The following is a 14,148-nucleotide window of genomic DNA, read 5'->3' on the forward strand; positions in this document are numbered from 1 at the left end:
ATCGGGAGAGGGGGAAACGATTCACGCGGCAGCCCGCCCACCAGGCCGCAGGCCGCCGCGCATCACCTGCCTGAACGGATCAGGGCTTACTGGTAACCCTTGGGGAAGGGATCGGGTTTGATCAATTCCGGAGATTCCGAGACCACCTTGAACGTGCCGTCCGGCTGCCCCACGGCAATGCGCGACTTGCTCCACAGGTGGTGGTTGGCGTCCACCTTCACGTAGCCTTCGGGCGCGGTCTTGAGTTCCAGCCCCGGCGATGCGGCCACCACCTTGTCCACGTCGAAGCTCTTGGCCTTTTCCACGGCGGCCTTCCACAGCCAGGGGCCCAGGTAGCCGGCCTGGGTGACGTCGCCGATGACGGCATTGGGGCCGTACTTGGCCTTGAAGGCGGCCACGAACTTCTTGTTGTTCTCGTTGTCCAGCGTCTGGAAGTACTTCATCGAGGAGTAGAAGCCCGTGAAGTTCTCGCCGCCCACGCCGGTCATCTCGTCCTCGGTCACCGACAGCGTGACCAGCAGTTGCTTGTCACCCGTGATGCCCGCTGCCTTGAGCGCCTTGTAGAAGGCCACGTTGGAGCCGCCCACCACGGCCACGAAGATGCAGTCCGGCTTTTGCAGCTTGATCTTGTTGACCAGCGAGCCGAAGTTGGTGCTGCCCAGCGGGTAGTACTCCTCGCCGACGACCTTGCCCTTCTGGAAGTTCTCGATGTGCTTGCGCGCGATCTTCATGGAGGTGCGCGGCCAGATGTAGTCCGAGCCGATCAGGAAGAAGGTCTTGGCCTTCTTCTCGGCCTTGGCCCAGTCCAGGCTGTACAGGATCTGCTGCGTGGCTTCCTGGCCCGTGTAGATCACGTTCTTGGACTGCTCCAGGCCTTCGTAGAAGGTGGGGTAGTACAGCAGGCCGTTTTCCTTCTCGAACACGGGCAGCACGGCCTTGCGCGAGGCGCTGGTCCAGCAGCCGAAGACGGCGGCGCAGCGGTCGTTGATGAGCAGCTTCTTGGACTTCTCGGCGAAGGTGGGCCAGTCGGAGGCACCGTCTTCCTTGATCACGCGGATCTTGCGGCCCAGGATGCCGCCCATGGCGTTGATCTGGTCGATGGCCAGTTGCTCGGCCTGGATGGAGCCGGTCTCGGAGATCGCCATGGTGCCCGTGGCCGAGTGCAGCTGGCCCACGACGACTTCGGTATCGGTCACGGCCAGCTTGGTGGTGTTGACCTGGGCCGTGGCCTGGGCGAAGGACCAGGCCGGCAGCCCGGCCACCGAGGCGGCGCCAAGCGCCTGCAGGACGCGGCGGCGGCCCATTTCCGTGCCGGGGGAACCAGGTGTGCGGGGGTCGGAGGGGTGGCTCATGGTGACTCTCCTGTAAGGATCGGTTGGGTGATCTGCAAGTGGCTGAAAACTGGCGTTGCGGTTACGGCTTGTTTCCGCGCTGGGTCCAAGATTAGGAAGAACCCTTGAAACCGCCCATACGTCAATTGACGTAGCCACCTGCGTACGCACCCCGGCTACCCCTCTTGCAAGCCGCGCCAGCATTGGCCCCGCACGTTTCTTGCTAGACCTGGGAATGCACTCCGCCCCCCCGCCCGACAGCCCCACCGGCACCGCAGCCGCGCCGCAGACCATCTTCCGGTTCCGGCGCGAATACAACGCCTGGGTGGCCGACGAGACCATGGAGGACTACGCGCTGCGCTACACGCCGCGCAGCTTCCGGCGCTGGAGCGAGTTCCGTGTGGCCAACACGGCCTTCGGCTCGCTGTCCTTCCTGGCGCTGGAGGCCATCGGCGGCGCCATTGCGCTGAACTACGGCTTCGCCAACGCCATGTGGGCCATCGTCACCGTGGGGCTGGTGATCTTCCTGACGGGGCTGCCCATCGCCGTCTGCGCCGCACGCTACGGGCTGGACATGGACCTGCTGACGCGCGGCGCGGGCTTCGGCTACCTGGGCTCGACCATCACCTCGCTGATCTACGCCGTCTTCACCTTCATCTTCTTCGCGCTGGAGGCGGCCATCATGGCGCTGGCCCTGCAGCTGGTGGTGGACTGGCCGCTGCAGTGGTGCTATGCGCTGTCGGCCCTGGTGGTGCTGCCGCTGGCCATGCGCGGCATCACGCTGATCTCGCGCCTGCAGGCCTGGACGCAGCCGCTGTGGCTGTTCCTGCTGGTGCTGCCCTTCGTGTGGATGGCGCTGGCCCAGCCCCAGCTGTACCGCGACTTCGCCAGCCTCACCGGCCTGCGCTCGGGCAGCAGCCAGTTCGATCCGCTGATGTTCGGCGCGGCGGCAGCCGTGATCTTCGCGCTGGTGGTGCAGATCGGCGAGCAGGTGGACTTTCTGCGCTTTCTGCCGCCGCGCACCCAGGCCAACCGGCTGCGCTGGTGGGGCGCGGTGCTGGTGGCCGGCCCGGGCTGGGCCGTGATGGGCATGCTCAAGATGGCGGGCGGCGCCTTTCTCGCGTTCGCGGCCATGCAGCTGCAGGGGGTGGACGCCACGCGCGCGGCCGAGCCCACGCAGATGTTCCTGGCAGGCTTCCAGCAGGTGCTGCAGGCCCTGGGCCTGCCGGGGCTGGCCGTGGCGGTGACCGTGGTCTTCGTGGTCATCTCGCAGGTCAAGATCAACGTGACCAATGCCTATGCGGGGTCGCTTGCCTGGTCCAACTTCTTCGCGCGCATCACGCGCAGCCATCCGGGGCGCGTGGTCTGGATGGTGTTCAACGTGGTCATCGCCACCTTGCTGATGACGCTGGGCGTGTTCGGCGCGCTGGAGAAGGTGCTGACCATCTACAGCAACGTGGCCATCGCCTGGGTGGGCGCGCTGGTGGCCGACCTGGTCATCAACAAGCCGCTGGGGCTGAGCCCGCCGGGCATCGAATTCCGCCGCGCCCATCTGTACGACTTCAATCCCGTGGGCCCCGTCGCCATGCTGCTGGCCGCCGCCGTGGCCTGCTGCGCCTATGCGGGCCTGCTGGGCGAGACGGCGGCCGCGTTCTCGCCCTTCATCGCGCTGGCGCTGTCCATGCTGCTGTCGCCGCTGCTGGCCTGGCTGACGGGCGGGCGCTACTACCTGGCACGGCCCGCAGGCAATCTGTGGAAGCCAGGCGAGACGGTGCGCTGCGCCGTCTGCCAGAACCAGTTCGAGTCCGAGGACATGGCGCGCTGCCCGGCCTACGGCGCGCCCATCTGCTCGCTGTGCTGCTCGCTGGAGTCGCGCTGCCATGACCGCTGCAAGACCGGCTCGCGCGCGGGCGAGCAGCTGCGCGCGCTGGCCTCGGCCATGCTGCCGCCGCGCTGGGCCACCAAGGTGAACTTCCGCGCGGGCCAGTACCTGGTGGTGATGCTGTCGCTGTGCGCGGTGACGGCCTTCATGGTGGGCGTGGTCTACATGCAGGAAAGCCTGCAGGCAGGCAGCGTCGATGGCGGCGCGCTGCGCATCCCCTTCCTCAAGGTCTTCGCGCTGCTGGCCCTGCTGTGCGCCGTGGCCGCCTGGTGGGTGGTGCTGAGCACGGACAGCCGGCGCATGGCCCAGGACGAGTCCGAGCGCCAGAACCAGCTGCTGCTGCAGGAGATCGCCGCCCACAAGCGCACCGATGCCGAGCTGCAGGCCGCCAAGGACCATGCCGAGCAGGCCAGCCAGGCCAAGACCCGCTATGTGGCGGGCATGACGCACGAGCTGCGCTCGCCGCTCAACAGCCTGCTGGGCTATACGCAGATCCTGCTCAAGAGCCCGCAGGTCGATGGCTGGGTACGCGAGACCCTGTCCACCATGCAGCACAGCGGCCAGCACCTGCGCGCGCTGATCGACGAATCGCTGGAGCTGGCCAGCATCGAGGCCGGCCGCCTGCGCCTGGACCTCGCCCCCCTGCCCCTGCCCGCGCTGATCGACGGCATCGAGGCCATGATGCGGCCCCAGGCCCAGGCCAGGGGGCTGCAGTTCTCGGTCGAGACGCTGGGCACCATGCCGCGCTGGGTGCGGGCCGACGCCAAGCGGCTGCGCCAGATCCTGATCAACCTGCTGTCTAACGCCGTGCGCTTCACCCAGCGCGGCGAGGTGCGGCTGCGCATGGATTTCCGGCCCCATGTCTCGCGCATCGAGGTCATCGATACCGGCATCGGGATCGAACCGCAGGACATGGAGCGCATCTTCGTGCCCTTCGAGCGCGGCAGCGCGGGGCGGCGCGTCAGCGAGGCGGGCACGGGCCTGGGGCTGACCATCACCCACCTGCTGACCGAGCTGATGGGCGGGCAGCTCACGCTCAGCAGCACGCCCGGCGAGGGCAGCTGCTTCACCGTGCGCCTGTACCTGCCCGAGATGGCGCCCGACGCGTCCTGGGTGCCCCCCGGCGCAGCCGCCACGCTGCACACCGTCATCGGCTATCTGCCGCCCCGGCGCACCCTGCTGGTGGTGGACGACCAGCCGCTGCAGCGCCAGCTGCTGGCCGGCCTGCTGCTGCCGCTGGGCTTCGAGATCCGCGAGGCCGCCAGCGGCCGCGAGTGCCTGGAGATCGTGGAGCAAAGCCTGCCCGACCTGGTGCTGCTGGACATCAGCATGGACGACCTGGACGGCTGGCAGACCGCCGCCCTGCTGCGCGCGCGCCGGGATGCGCAGCAGCTTCCCGTGGTCTTCGTCTCGGCCAACCTGTTCGACAACGACCCGCCGCGCCTGGCCGATGCGCATTGCCAGGGCTTTGTCGCCAAGCCGGTGATCGAGTCCGAGCTGCTGCAGGTGCTCGAGCGCGTGCTGCGGATCGAATGGGTGCATGACAACCGCCCGTTGCTGCTGCCGGCGCCGCGCGCGGAGCAGGCAGAGGCAAAGGCAGCGCAGGCGCCGACAGCCGCCCCCTTCCCGCCCGACCTGCGCGAAGACCTGGCCCGGCTGGCGCGCTCGGGCCAGGCCACGGCCCTGCGCGAGCGCCTGCGCCAGGCGCGCCAGCAGGCGCCCGCGCATGCCGCGCTGCTCGATGCGCTGCAGGCCTGCGCGAACCGCTTCGATTTCGATGCGCTGGCGCGCCTGCTGCCGCTGCCCCGGGAAGAAGACGAACAGGAACAGGAGGAGACAGATGAATGAACATCCAGGAGGGCAGGAAATGACCGCCACCACCACCGCCACCAGCCGCAGCAGCCATGGCAACGGCGCCCATGTGATCCTCGTGGTGGACGACGCGCTGGACAGCCTTCGCATGCTGTGCGATGCCCTGGCCGCCGAAGGCTACGTGGTGCTCGCCGCGCGCGATGCCGACGAGGCGCTGCAGCGCTTTGCCCTGACCGTGCCCGATGGCGTGCTGCTGGACGCCGTCATGCCCGGCATGGACGGCTTCACGCTGTGCCGCCGGCTCAAGGACACGCCGGCCTGGGCCCACGTGCCCGTGGTCTTCATGACCGGCCTGTCGGACACGGACCAGATCATCCGCGGCTTTGCCAGCGGCGGCGTGGACTACGTGGTCAAGCCGCTGCGCATCCCCGAGGTGCTGGTGCGCCTGGCCACCCATGTGCGCAATGCCCGCGCCACGCGCCAGGCGCAGGAGGCCGTGGACGTGGCGGGGCTGGGCGTGGTGGTGCTCGACGGCCAGGGCCGCGTGGCCTGGCGCTCTCCCCAGGCAGCGCGCTGGCTGGAGGAGGCCTTTGCGGACCAGCCCTTCCCCATGGAGGCGGCCGGGGACTGGCTGGCCGGTGCCCACCAGCCGGACCAGGCCGGTCACCAGGATCTGGCGCTGGCCCTGGCCGATGGCCGCCAGTTGCTGGCGCGCCACATGGGCGCCAGCGGCCTGGGGGAGTCGATGGTGCTGCTCAGCCACGAGGCGCCGCAGGCGCCCGCCGCGCGCCGGCTGCAGCAGGTGGCGCTCACCCCGCGCGAGACCGAGGTGCTGTCATGGCTGAGCAAGGGCAAGACCAACCGCGACATCGCCGACATCCTGGGCATGAGCCCGCGCACGGTCAACAAGCACCTGGAGCACATCTTCGAGAAACTCGGCGTGGAGACCCGCACGGCCGCCGCCGCCGTGGCCGGTCAGCTGCTGCAGGCCGGCTCGCCCTGAGCGCGGGGTGCCACCGCAGCGGATGCCGAGGCCGAGGCCGGCAGGCCGAACACATGGTCGAAGCACCAGTTGAAGACATAGGTGTAGACCAGGAAGAAGACCAGCAGGCCGGCCTCCATCACCGTGGCCTCCCACAGCGTGACGCCGAACCACCAGGCCATCAGCGGGATCAGCACCATGGCCAGCCCGCCCTCGAAGCCCAGGGCGTGCACCACGCGGCGCAGCACCGAGCGGCCCTTGACGCTCTGGCGCGACTCCCACTGCTCGAACAGGTGGTTGAAGGTCAGGTTCCAGACGATGGCCAGCGTGGAGGCGGCAATCGCCATGCCGCCCGAATGCCCGGCGCTCTGGCCGATGGCCATGAACAGCAGGCTGGAGGCGAGGATGGCGATCAATTCATACAGGGTCACGAAGACCACTTTGCGCTTGGGCCCCTGGAGGCCCTTTTTGTGTGTCTGCAAGGTCATAGGGGGCGCAGTCTATATGCCGGCAATTGAACGTTAAAGTCAGATTCTTTCAATAAATCTGACAGGTCCCCACCATGTCCTTTCCAGCCGACCAGGTGCCGCTGTTCATTGCCGTGCTGGACCACGGCTCGTTTTCCGCCGCCGCGCGCCAGCTGGGCCGCGTGCCCTCGGCCGTGAGCATGGCCATCGCCCAGCTGGAGGCCGAGCTGGACCTGCAGCTGTTCGACCGCAGCGGCCGCGAGCCCCGGCCCACGGCGGCGGCGCGCGCACTGGAGCCCCAGGCCCGGCTGCTGGCCACCCAGCTGCAGCAGCTCAACCACCAGGCGCTGGCCCTGCACCAGGGACTGGAGGAGCGGCTGACCCTGGTGATCGCGCCCGAGCTGCTGTCCACGGCCTGGGCCGCGCCGCTGCAGCCGCTGGTCGAGGAATTCCCGGGTCTGGAGGTGGAGGTGCTGGTGGCCGCCCAGGTCGATGCGCTCAAGGAACTGCACTCGGGCCGCGCACATCTGGCCCTGGTCTTCGAGCGCCCGGCCATCGACGGCCGCGAGGATTTCCAGGAGATGGGCCAGGAAACCATGATCGCCGTGATGGCGGCCAGGCATCCGCTGGCCCGGCAACTGGGCGTGGACGGGCAGCAGCGCCTGGACGTGGGCCAACTGGCCGGCACGCGCCAGATCCTGCTGGCCAGCCGCGACCTGGCCCACACCGATCCGCGCTTCGTGTTCTCGCACCAGCTGTGGCGCACGGACAGCCACCTGGCGGCCCTGTCACTGATCTCGGCCGGCCTGGGCTGGGGGTGGCTGCCCTTCAGCGTCGCCGAGCCCCTGCTGCAAACGGGCGCGCTGCTGCGCATCCCGCTGTGCAACATCAGCAACGGCACCCAGCTGTTCGTCGACTGGGTGTGGTCCAAGGAGCGCCCGCTGGGGCTGGCGGCGCGGCGGTTCGTGGAGCAGTTGCAGGTGCCGGTGCGGCCGTTGCCGGACAGCGATGCGGATCGCATCGGGTAGCATCTCTCGCCATATCGGACCAAAAATCCACATCTCCAGCAGCAGGTCACACAAGAGGAAGGGAAAACATGTTCTTTGATCATCATCACAGCAAGACCGCCATCGCACTGGCCCTGGGCGCCGTTCTGGCCGGTTGCGGCGGAGGTGGAGGCGGCGGCCCGTCCGGCCCGTCTTCGCAGTTGACCGCCGCCTGCTCGGGCACGGCCTGCGGCGCGGCCAATGCCACCACCTATTCGGGCCAGGGCGTGGGCGTCTGGAGCTACACCAACACCACGCAGGCCGAGCAGCAGATCCCTGTGGGTCTGACCAACCTGGGCAGCAAGCAGGTCACGCTGATCTACACCAACAACGGCGACGCCAGCGTGCCCATGCCCGCCCTGACGCTGACTCCGCCTGCGGCGACCACCGCCACGGCCCAGAAAAGCCTCAGCGCCGCACCCGCAACGGTCAACCGGATTCCCGAGCGCATCCGCAACTTCAAGCCCCGCCTGACGGCAGCGGACATGCAGGCGCGGCAATCCATCAAGCCGCAGGCAGCGGCGATCCTGCCCGTGGGCAGCCAGCGCAGCTGGTTCGTCCAACCCGGCGACTCCCGCATCGAAGCCCGCCAGGCCACGCTCAGACGCCAGGCCAGCGTGCCCACGCCCACCGGCACCCGCACCATCAACGTCTGGCTGGAAGACAGCGAGTACGACGCTGCCAAGGTCAGCGATGCGATGCTCGACACGCTGCTCCAGCGATTCACCAGCGGCTCCGATGCGGTCTATCCCCTGATCACGGGGCTGTCGGGCGAGCCCTGGGGCGCTCACTCCTACAGCAACCTCATCGACCCCGAACAGCCCCTGGACATCGTGTTCGTGAATTTCGTTCCGGACCGCACTCCGTACGGGCTGCTGGGCTATTTCTGGTCTCTGAACAACTTCAAGCAGGACCCGGCGAACCCCGACCTCAAGTACAGCAATCAATCGCTGTCGTTCTACATGGATACGGAAACGCTGTACCTGGATCCTGCCGAAGGCATGACCAACCAGATCAGCACGCTGTCCCATGAGTTCGTCCACATGACGAACTTCTACCGCCGCAGCGTCCAGCTGTCCAAGCCGGGAACCGACTACGCGTTCGACACCTTCCTGGAGGAAATGAGCGCCATGATGGGCGAAGACATCGTGGCCCAGCGCGTCACGCCCGGCTTCAACTCCATCGCCAATGGACGCGTCCCTTCCTGGCTGTCCCGCTCGGGCTTCAACTGCGACCCCGCCGCCTGGAGCGCCGACACCGCCGCGCCCTGCTTCGGCTACGACGTCAACGGCAGCCTGGGCGCCTATCTGGTGCGCCAGTACGGCGTGGGCTTCTACAAGCAGCTGCTGAGCAACACCACGTCCACCGATTCGCTGCAGGTCCTGGGCAATGCCATACAGCAAGCGGGCGGCCCCACGCTGCCGGTCGCCATCCAGCGCTGGGGCGCCAACATCGCACTGCTGCCCGGCGATGTGCCCAGCGGCTATGGCTGGCCCGCGCGCACGGAGCAGGGCTTCACCCTGGCCGCGATCAACGGCAGCAGCCTGGCGTCTTCCCGGGTCCTGCCCACCACGGTACCGGTGAACCTCAATGCGCGCGGCCATTTCCCCTTCCTGCGTCAGCCTGATGCGCAAGGCACCTACCAGGAACAGCTGCGTGTTCCGGCAGGCAGCACGCTGACAGCCGTCGTACGCTGAACGCCATGAACCACGCACACCCGACTGCTTCCGCCCGCGGCATGCGCCGCAGTCTGCCGCTGCTGCTGGCCAGCGGCCTGGCCCTGCTGAGCGCCTGCTCGGCCCCGGCTTCGCCCGCCGCCAGCGCGGCTGCGCCGGCCTCGGGTGCGGCGGCTGAACCAAGCCAGCCCCTGACCCTGCAAGGCCGTCTGGTGCTGCGCGGCAATGCGCCCCATGAGCAGCCCGTGCTGCAGACCACCTCCGGCGAGACCTGGCAGCTCCAGGGCCTGAGCGCCGAGCAGATCACGCAGTGGCAGCGGCAGAACGTGGAAGTCCGGGGCCAGCCCGGTCCCAGGCCCGCCGCTGGCGCCGCGACTTCGATGGCGCAGCCGCAACTGCAGGTGCAATCCATTCGCGCCCGGCCCTGACATTCCACCTCACCCACCGCTCTATCCATGGACGCCTCCAACCCTTTCTCCAGCCGCGATGCGGCCGTGCAAAAGCTCTGGGAACAGTGGCAGCCGCGCTCCGCCAGGTCCGACAAGGACAAGGACAAGCCCATTGCCCTGGCCGACTTCGACCCGGGCGCCAAGCCCTTTTCCAATGGCAACGGCAAGGCCGAGGACAAGGTCGCCGTCGAGGCCCTGGCCGAGGAGCTGGATGCGCTGCAGAACCTGCTGTACGCCGACCGCCGCTACAAGCTGCTGGTCGTGCTGCAGGGCACGGACACGGCGGGCAAGGACGGCACCATCCGTGGCGTCTTCGGCCGCATGAGTGCGCTGGGCGTGCACGCCGTGGGCTGGAAGGCCCCCACCGAGGCCGAGCGCGCCCATGACTACCTGTGGCGCATCCACCAGCAGGTGCCTGCCGCTGGCGAAATCACGGTCTTCAACCGCAGCCATTACGAGGACGTGCTGGTGCCCGTGGTCAACGGCTGGATCACACCCGAGCAGCAGCGCCAGCGCTTTGCCCACATCAACGACTTCGAGCGCATGCTCAGCGAGACGGGCACCGTGGTCGTCAAGTTCCTGCTGCACATCAGCGCCGACGAACAGCGCATGCGCCTGCAGGAGCGCCTGGACGACCCGGCCAAGCACTGGAAGTTCGACGAGAACGACATGAAGGTGCGCACGCAGTGGAAGGACTACCAGCAGGCCTACGGCCAGCTGCTGGGCGCCACGCATACGCCCTGGGCGCCCTGGACCATCGTGCCGGCCGACTCCAAGACGCACCGCAACCTCATGATCGCCACCTTGCTGCGCGAGGTGCTGCGCAACCTGGACCTGCGCTTTCCCGAGGGCGATCCGGCCCTCAAGGACTACAAGATCACCTGATCACTCGATGGCCTGCCTGAAGCCTCACAGCTGCAGGCGGGCCTCGGCGATGCCGTCCAGCTCGGCCACCACCAGGTCGCCAGCGTGGGCAAAGGCCAGGCCATTCCATGTGCCCGTGGTCACCACCGTGCCTGCGGGCACGTTGCCATAGCGGCGCACCAGCTCCTGCAACCAGCCGGCCAGCAGCCACAGCGGATCGCCCAGCGGATGCGTTCCGGTGAACGCCTGCAGCGGCGCCGCACCCACGCGCAACCGGCAGACCTGGGCAGACCAGTCCCGCGGCGACTCGCGCGGCAGCAGCCGCGAAGCGTCCTGCCACGGCCCCAGCACCAGGGCGCCATGGCACAGGCCGTCGGCGGCCAGCAGCAGCGGCGGCGCCTTCAGGTGCTGGCGCCAGCGCGTATCCACCACCTCGATGGCGGCGGTGATGCCGTCGATCAGCTCCAGCCCATCGCCGGGCTGCAACGCGGCAGCCATCTCGGCCGTCACCTCGCGGCCCAGGCGCAGGGCGATCTCGGCTTCGATGCCGCGCAGGTGCAGCGGCGCGCCACCGGCCACCGAAGGACTGGCCCAGACGCCTTCTTCGGGCAGCGGCGCATGGGTCAGCGGGGCATCGCGGCGCGGCGCGCCAGACTTCCAATAGCCCGGAACGCGGCCCGGTCCCTGCTGGCTGCCAGCCACGCGCCAGCCCAGGGCGGGCGCCATGGCGGCCTGCACGGCCTGCGCATCTGCGGGCGCGCGCACCACGTCGGCCCAGTCGTCGGCATCCAGCAATTCGCCGCTGTGGCGCGCCTGGAGCAGCGCATGGGCCAAGGATGTGGGAGTGCGGGGCGTGTTCGTCATGGAGCGGCTTTCTTGGAGTGCATCGGAGGGTCGCAAGCGGCCCCGATTGTCCGCTGGACAAGGCGATCCCATGGTTATGCATTAAATGCATAAGGCTCTCGCGCATAAGGCGTTGGACAGCGCATAGCCCCGGGAATAAGCTCAAAACCCTCAGACAACTCTTGTGTGGAACCACCATGCAGCAACCCGCTTCGGCCGGCGTTACCAACCACGCCATCCCTTCCTACCTGCAGGCCGATCACCTCGGCCCCTGGGGCAATTACCTGCAGCAGGTCGATCGCGTCACCCCCTACCTGGGCCATCTCGCCCGCTGGGTCGAAACCCTCAAGCGCCCCAAGCGCATCCTGATCGTCGATGTGCCGATCGAGCTGGACAACGGCACCATCGCCCACTACGAAGGCTACCGCGTGCAGCACAACCTGAGCCGCGGCCCCGGCAAGGGCGGCGTGCGCTTCCACCAGGACGTGACCCTGTCCGAAGTCATGGCCCTGTCGGCCTGGATGTCGGTCAAGAACGCGGCCGTCAACGTGCCCTACGGCGGCGCCAAGGGCGGCATCCGTGTCGATCCCAAGACGCTGTCGCGCGGTGAGCTGGAGCGCCTGACGCGCCGCTACACCAGCGAGATCGGCCTGCTGATCGGCCCCTCCAAGGACATTCCAGCGCCTGACGTCAACACGAACGGCCAGATCATGTCCTGGATGATGGACACCTACTCCATGAACACCGGCGCCACCGCCACCGGCGTGGTCACGGGCAAGCCCGTGGACCTGGGCGGCTCGCTGGGCCGTGTCGAGGCCACCGGCCGCGGCGTGTTCACCGTGGGCGTGGAAGCGGCCAAGCTGACCGGCCTGTCGGTCCAGGGCGCGCGCATTGCCGTGCAGGGCTTCGGCAACGTGGGCGGCACGGCCGGCAAGCTGTTCGCCGACGCGGGCGCCAAGGTCGTGGCCGTGCAGGACCACACCGGCACCATCCGCAACGCCAACGGCATGGATGTGACGGCCCTGCTGGCCCACGTGGCCGCCAAGGGCGGCGTGGGCGGCTTTGACGGCGCCGAGGCCATGGACGCTGCCGATTTCTGGGGCGTGGACTGCGACATCCTGATCCCCGCCGCACTGGAAGGCCAGATCACCAAGGACAACGCCGGCAAGATCAAGGCCAAGATGGTGATCGAGGGTGCCAACGGCCCCACCACCACCGAGGCCGACGACATCCTGACCGAAAAGGGCGTGCTGGTGCTGCCCGACGTGCTGGCCAATGCCGGCGGCGTGACGGTGAGCTACTTCGAATGGGTGCAGGACTTCTCCAGCTTCTTCTGGAGCGAGGACGAGATCAACGCCCGCCTGGTGCGCATCATGCAGGACGCCTTCGCGGCCATCTGGCAGGTGGCCCAGCAGCACGGCGTGACGCTGCGCACCGCCACCTTCATCGTGGCCTGCCAGCGCATCCTGCATGCGCGCGAAATGCGAGGACTGTATCCTTGATCACCCCCTGAGGCGCTGACGCGCCTTCCCCCTCTCTGCTTGCTTCGCAAGGGAGGGGGACGACACCCTCACGGCAGGGCGGCCCTTGCTCGGTGTCCCTGACTTGGGCCGCGCCAGTTTTTGGCGCTGTGCACCACACGGTCAATGAAAGGCGCTTCGGCGCCTTTTTTCTTGGGCTCTTTTCTGGTGCTGGCAAGGGGTTAGCACCCGTTCCAGTAGGCCTAAGCGCGGGTTTCCGAATGGCGAAGCGGATCTCCAGTCAAACCCTGGTGCCCTGGGGCCCAGGGTTTTCTATCGTTGCGGGCAGTGAACTGGAGACTGCCCATGACCGTCCGCCGCAGCCTGCTGGCCTTGCTGGCCGCTTTGCCTTTTTTCTCCCTGGCTCCTGCCGCCGCGCTGGCGGCGGCCTGGCCTGAACGCCCCATCACCATCGTGGTGCCGGCCGCCGCTGGCGGCACCACGGACATTGCCGCGCGCGTGCTGGCCGAGAAGATGGGCAAGGACCTGGGCACCTCGGTGGTGGTGGAGAACAAGGGCGGGGGCGGCGGCAGCATCGGCACGGCCCAGGTGGCGCGCGCCAGGCCCGATGGCTACACGCTGCTCATGGGCAACATCGGCCCGGTGGCCATCAATTTCAGCCTGTACAAGCAGCTCAGCTACAAGGAAAGCGATCTGCGCGGCATCACCAATGTGATCTCCGTGCCCAACATCCTCGTGGTCCATGCCGATTCGCCCGTGCGCAGCGTGCGCGAGCTGGTGGAGCTGGCCAGGACCCGGCGCCTGAACGTGTCCACCTCGGGCGTGGGCCAGTCGCCGCACATGTCCTCGGAGATGTTCCGCCAGAAGGCCGGCATCGAGGTCACGCTCGTGCCCTTTCCCGGGGCCGCGCCTGCGGTCACGGCGCTGCTGGGCCAGCAGGTGGACTACATGATCGACAACCTGCCCAGCTCCATGCCGCACATCAGGCGCGCGCTGGCCATCACCAGCGCCACGCGCTCGGCCCAGTTGCCCGAGGTGCCCACCATGACCGAGGCCGGCGTGCCCATGCAGGTCACGGCCTGGTTCGGCCTGCTGGCCCCTGCCGGCACGCCCGATGCCGTGGTCGAGCGCATCCAGCAGTCGGCCCGGCGCGCCATGCAGACGGCCGAGGTGCGCCAGCGCTTTGCCGACCTGGGCGGCGTGCCCGGTGGCGAGACACCGGCCGAGTACGACGCCTTCATCGCCCAGGAACGCAAGAGCTGGGCCCAGATCGTCAAGGCCGCAGGCCTGTCGCTGGAATAGTTCTCCCCTCCCG

The 14,148-nt window shown here is 68.3% G+C and carries 11 protein-coding genes; 8 read left to right on the top strand and 3 right to left on the bottom strand.

Annotated elements, in window-relative coordinates; genetic code table 11:
- Positions 1–86: 86 nt before the first annotated feature.
- Entirely contained in the window at positions 87–1,352 is a 1,266-nt protein-coding gene (gene urtA / locus PO605_RS15650; RefSeq protein ID WP_016450225.1) for an urea ABC transporter substrate-binding protein, read from the bottom strand.
- A gap of 214 nt (positions 1,353–1,566) precedes the next feature.
- Here urtA and PO605_RS15655 point away from each other — a divergent pair, with 214 nt between their 5' ends.
- Both PO605_RS15655 and PO605_RS15660 read left to right on the top strand, forming a co-directional pair.
- Positions 1,567–5,061, top strand: a complete 3,495-nt coding sequence (locus PO605_RS15655; RefSeq protein ID WP_272206611.1) for a hybrid sensor histidine kinase/response regulator — start codon at positions 1,567–1,569, stop codon at positions 5,059–5,061.
- A 19-nt stretch (positions 5,062–5,080) separates the two neighbouring features.
- A complete protein-coding gene (locus PO605_RS15660) occupies positions 5,081–6,028 on the top strand; it encodes a response regulator transcription factor (protein ID WP_047218549.1) in 948 nt (315 codons plus the stop codon).
- Here the strand turns inward: PO605_RS15660 and PO605_RS15665 are convergent.
- The gene (locus PO605_RS15665) at positions 6,001–6,495 is read right to left on the bottom strand and encodes a PACE efflux transporter (RefSeq protein ID WP_016452173.1); all 495 of its coding nucleotides are present in this window, start codon (positions 6,493–6,495) and stop codon (positions 6,001–6,003) included. The genes PO605_RS15660 and PO605_RS15665 overlap by 28 nt on opposite strands.
- Before the next feature lie 74 nt (positions 6,496–6,569).
- Between PO605_RS15665 and PO605_RS15670 the strand changes: the two genes are divergently transcribed.
- The 4 genes from PO605_RS15670 to PO605_RS15685 all read left to right on the top strand — a co-directional run bounded on the left by PO605_RS15670 (position 6,570) and on the right by PO605_RS15685 (position 10,530).
- Complete coding sequence (locus tag PO605_RS15670; RefSeq protein WP_272206612.1) at positions 6,570–7,502, top strand: LysR family transcriptional regulator; 933 nt, start codon at positions 6,570–6,572, stop codon at positions 7,500–7,502.
- Between the two features lie 68 nt (positions 7,503–7,570).
- Positions 7,571–9,217: a M30 family zinc metallopeptidase gene (locus PO605_RS15675; RefSeq protein WP_272206613.1), complete on the top strand. Its 1,647-nt coding sequence runs from the start codon at positions 7,571–7,573 to the stop codon at positions 9,215–9,217.
- Between the two features lie 5 nt (positions 9,218–9,222).
- Positions 9,223–9,624 (top strand): hypothetical protein, encoded by a 402-nt coding sequence (locus tag PO605_RS15680; RefSeq protein WP_272206614.1) that lies wholly within the window; start codon positions 9,223–9,225, stop codon positions 9,622–9,624.
- Positions 9,625–9,651: 27 nt separating this feature from the next.
- Complete coding sequence (locus PO605_RS15685) at positions 9,652–10,530, top strand: PPK2 family polyphosphate kinase (RefSeq protein ID WP_047473645.1); 879 nt, start codon at positions 9,652–9,654, stop codon at positions 10,528–10,530.
- A gap of 24 nt (positions 10,531–10,554) precedes the next feature.
- Here PO605_RS15685 and PO605_RS15690 read toward each other — a convergent pair whose 3' ends face one another.
- A complete protein-coding gene (locus PO605_RS15690; RefSeq protein WP_272206615.1) occupies positions 10,555–11,373 on the bottom strand; it encodes a fumarylacetoacetate hydrolase family protein in 819 nt (272 codons plus the stop codon).
- A 176-nt stretch (positions 11,374–11,549) separates the two neighbouring features.
- Between PO605_RS15690 and PO605_RS15695 the strand changes: the two genes are divergently transcribed.
- Positions 11,550–12,854, top strand: coding sequence for a Glu/Leu/Phe/Val family dehydrogenase (locus tag PO605_RS15695; protein ID WP_047473647.1), 1,305 nt, complete (start codon positions 11,550–11,552; stop codon positions 12,852–12,854).
- A gap of 324 nt (positions 12,855–13,178) precedes the next feature.
- Entirely contained in the window at positions 13,179–14,135 is a 957-nt protein-coding gene (locus PO605_RS15700; RefSeq protein ID WP_047473649.1) for a Bug family tripartite tricarboxylate transporter substrate binding protein, read from the top strand.
- The last annotated feature ends 13 nt before the right edge of the window (positions 14,136–14,148 follow it).

Origin of the sequence: Delftia sp. DT-2 (genome assembly GCF_028401915.1) — a bacterium.
Taxonomy (GTDB): Bacteria; Pseudomonadota; Gammaproteobacteria; order Burkholderiales; family Burkholderiaceae_C; genus Comamonas; species Comamonas tsuruhatensis.

What these genes read in the sequence shown, in the direction of transcription:
- urtA (WP_016450225.1), bottom strand. Translation starts at nt 1,352, where the DNA reads ATGAGCCACCCCTCCGACCCCCGCACACCTGGTTCCCCCGGCACGGAA.
- PO605_RS15655 (WP_272206611.1), top strand. Translation starts at nt 1,567, where the DNA reads ATGCACTCCGCCCCCCCGCCCGACAGCCCCACCGGCACCGCAGCCGCG.
- PO605_RS15660 (WP_047218549.1), top strand. Translation starts at nt 5,081, where the DNA reads ATGACCGCCACCACCACCGCCACCAGCCGCAGCAGCCATGGCAACGGC.
- PO605_RS15665 (WP_016452173.1), bottom strand. Translation starts at nt 6,495, where the DNA reads ATGACCTTGCAGACACACAAAAAGGGCCTCCAGGGGCCCAAGCGCAAA.
- PO605_RS15670 (WP_272206612.1), top strand. Translation starts at nt 6,570, where the DNA reads ATGTCCTTTCCAGCCGACCAGGTGCCGCTGTTCATTGCCGTGCTGGAC.
- PO605_RS15675 (WP_272206613.1), top strand. Translation starts at nt 7,571, where the DNA reads ATGTTCTTTGATCATCATCACAGCAAGACCGCCATCGCACTGGCCCTG.
- PO605_RS15680 (WP_272206614.1), top strand. Translation starts at nt 9,223, where the DNA reads ATGAACCACGCACACCCGACTGCTTCCGCCCGCGGCATGCGCCGCAGT.
- PO605_RS15685 (WP_047473645.1), top strand. Translation starts at nt 9,652, where the DNA reads ATGGACGCCTCCAACCCTTTCTCCAGCCGCGATGCGGCCGTGCAAAAG.
- PO605_RS15690 (WP_272206615.1), bottom strand. Translation starts at nt 11,373, where the DNA reads ATGACGAACACGCCCCGCACTCCCACATCCTTGGCCCATGCGCTGCTC.
- PO605_RS15695 (WP_047473647.1), top strand. Translation starts at nt 11,550, where the DNA reads ATGCAGCAACCCGCTTCGGCCGGCGTTACCAACCACGCCATCCCTTCC.
- PO605_RS15700 (WP_047473649.1), top strand. Translation starts at nt 13,179, where the DNA reads ATGACCGTCCGCCGCAGCCTGCTGGCCTTGCTGGCCGCTTTGCCTTTT.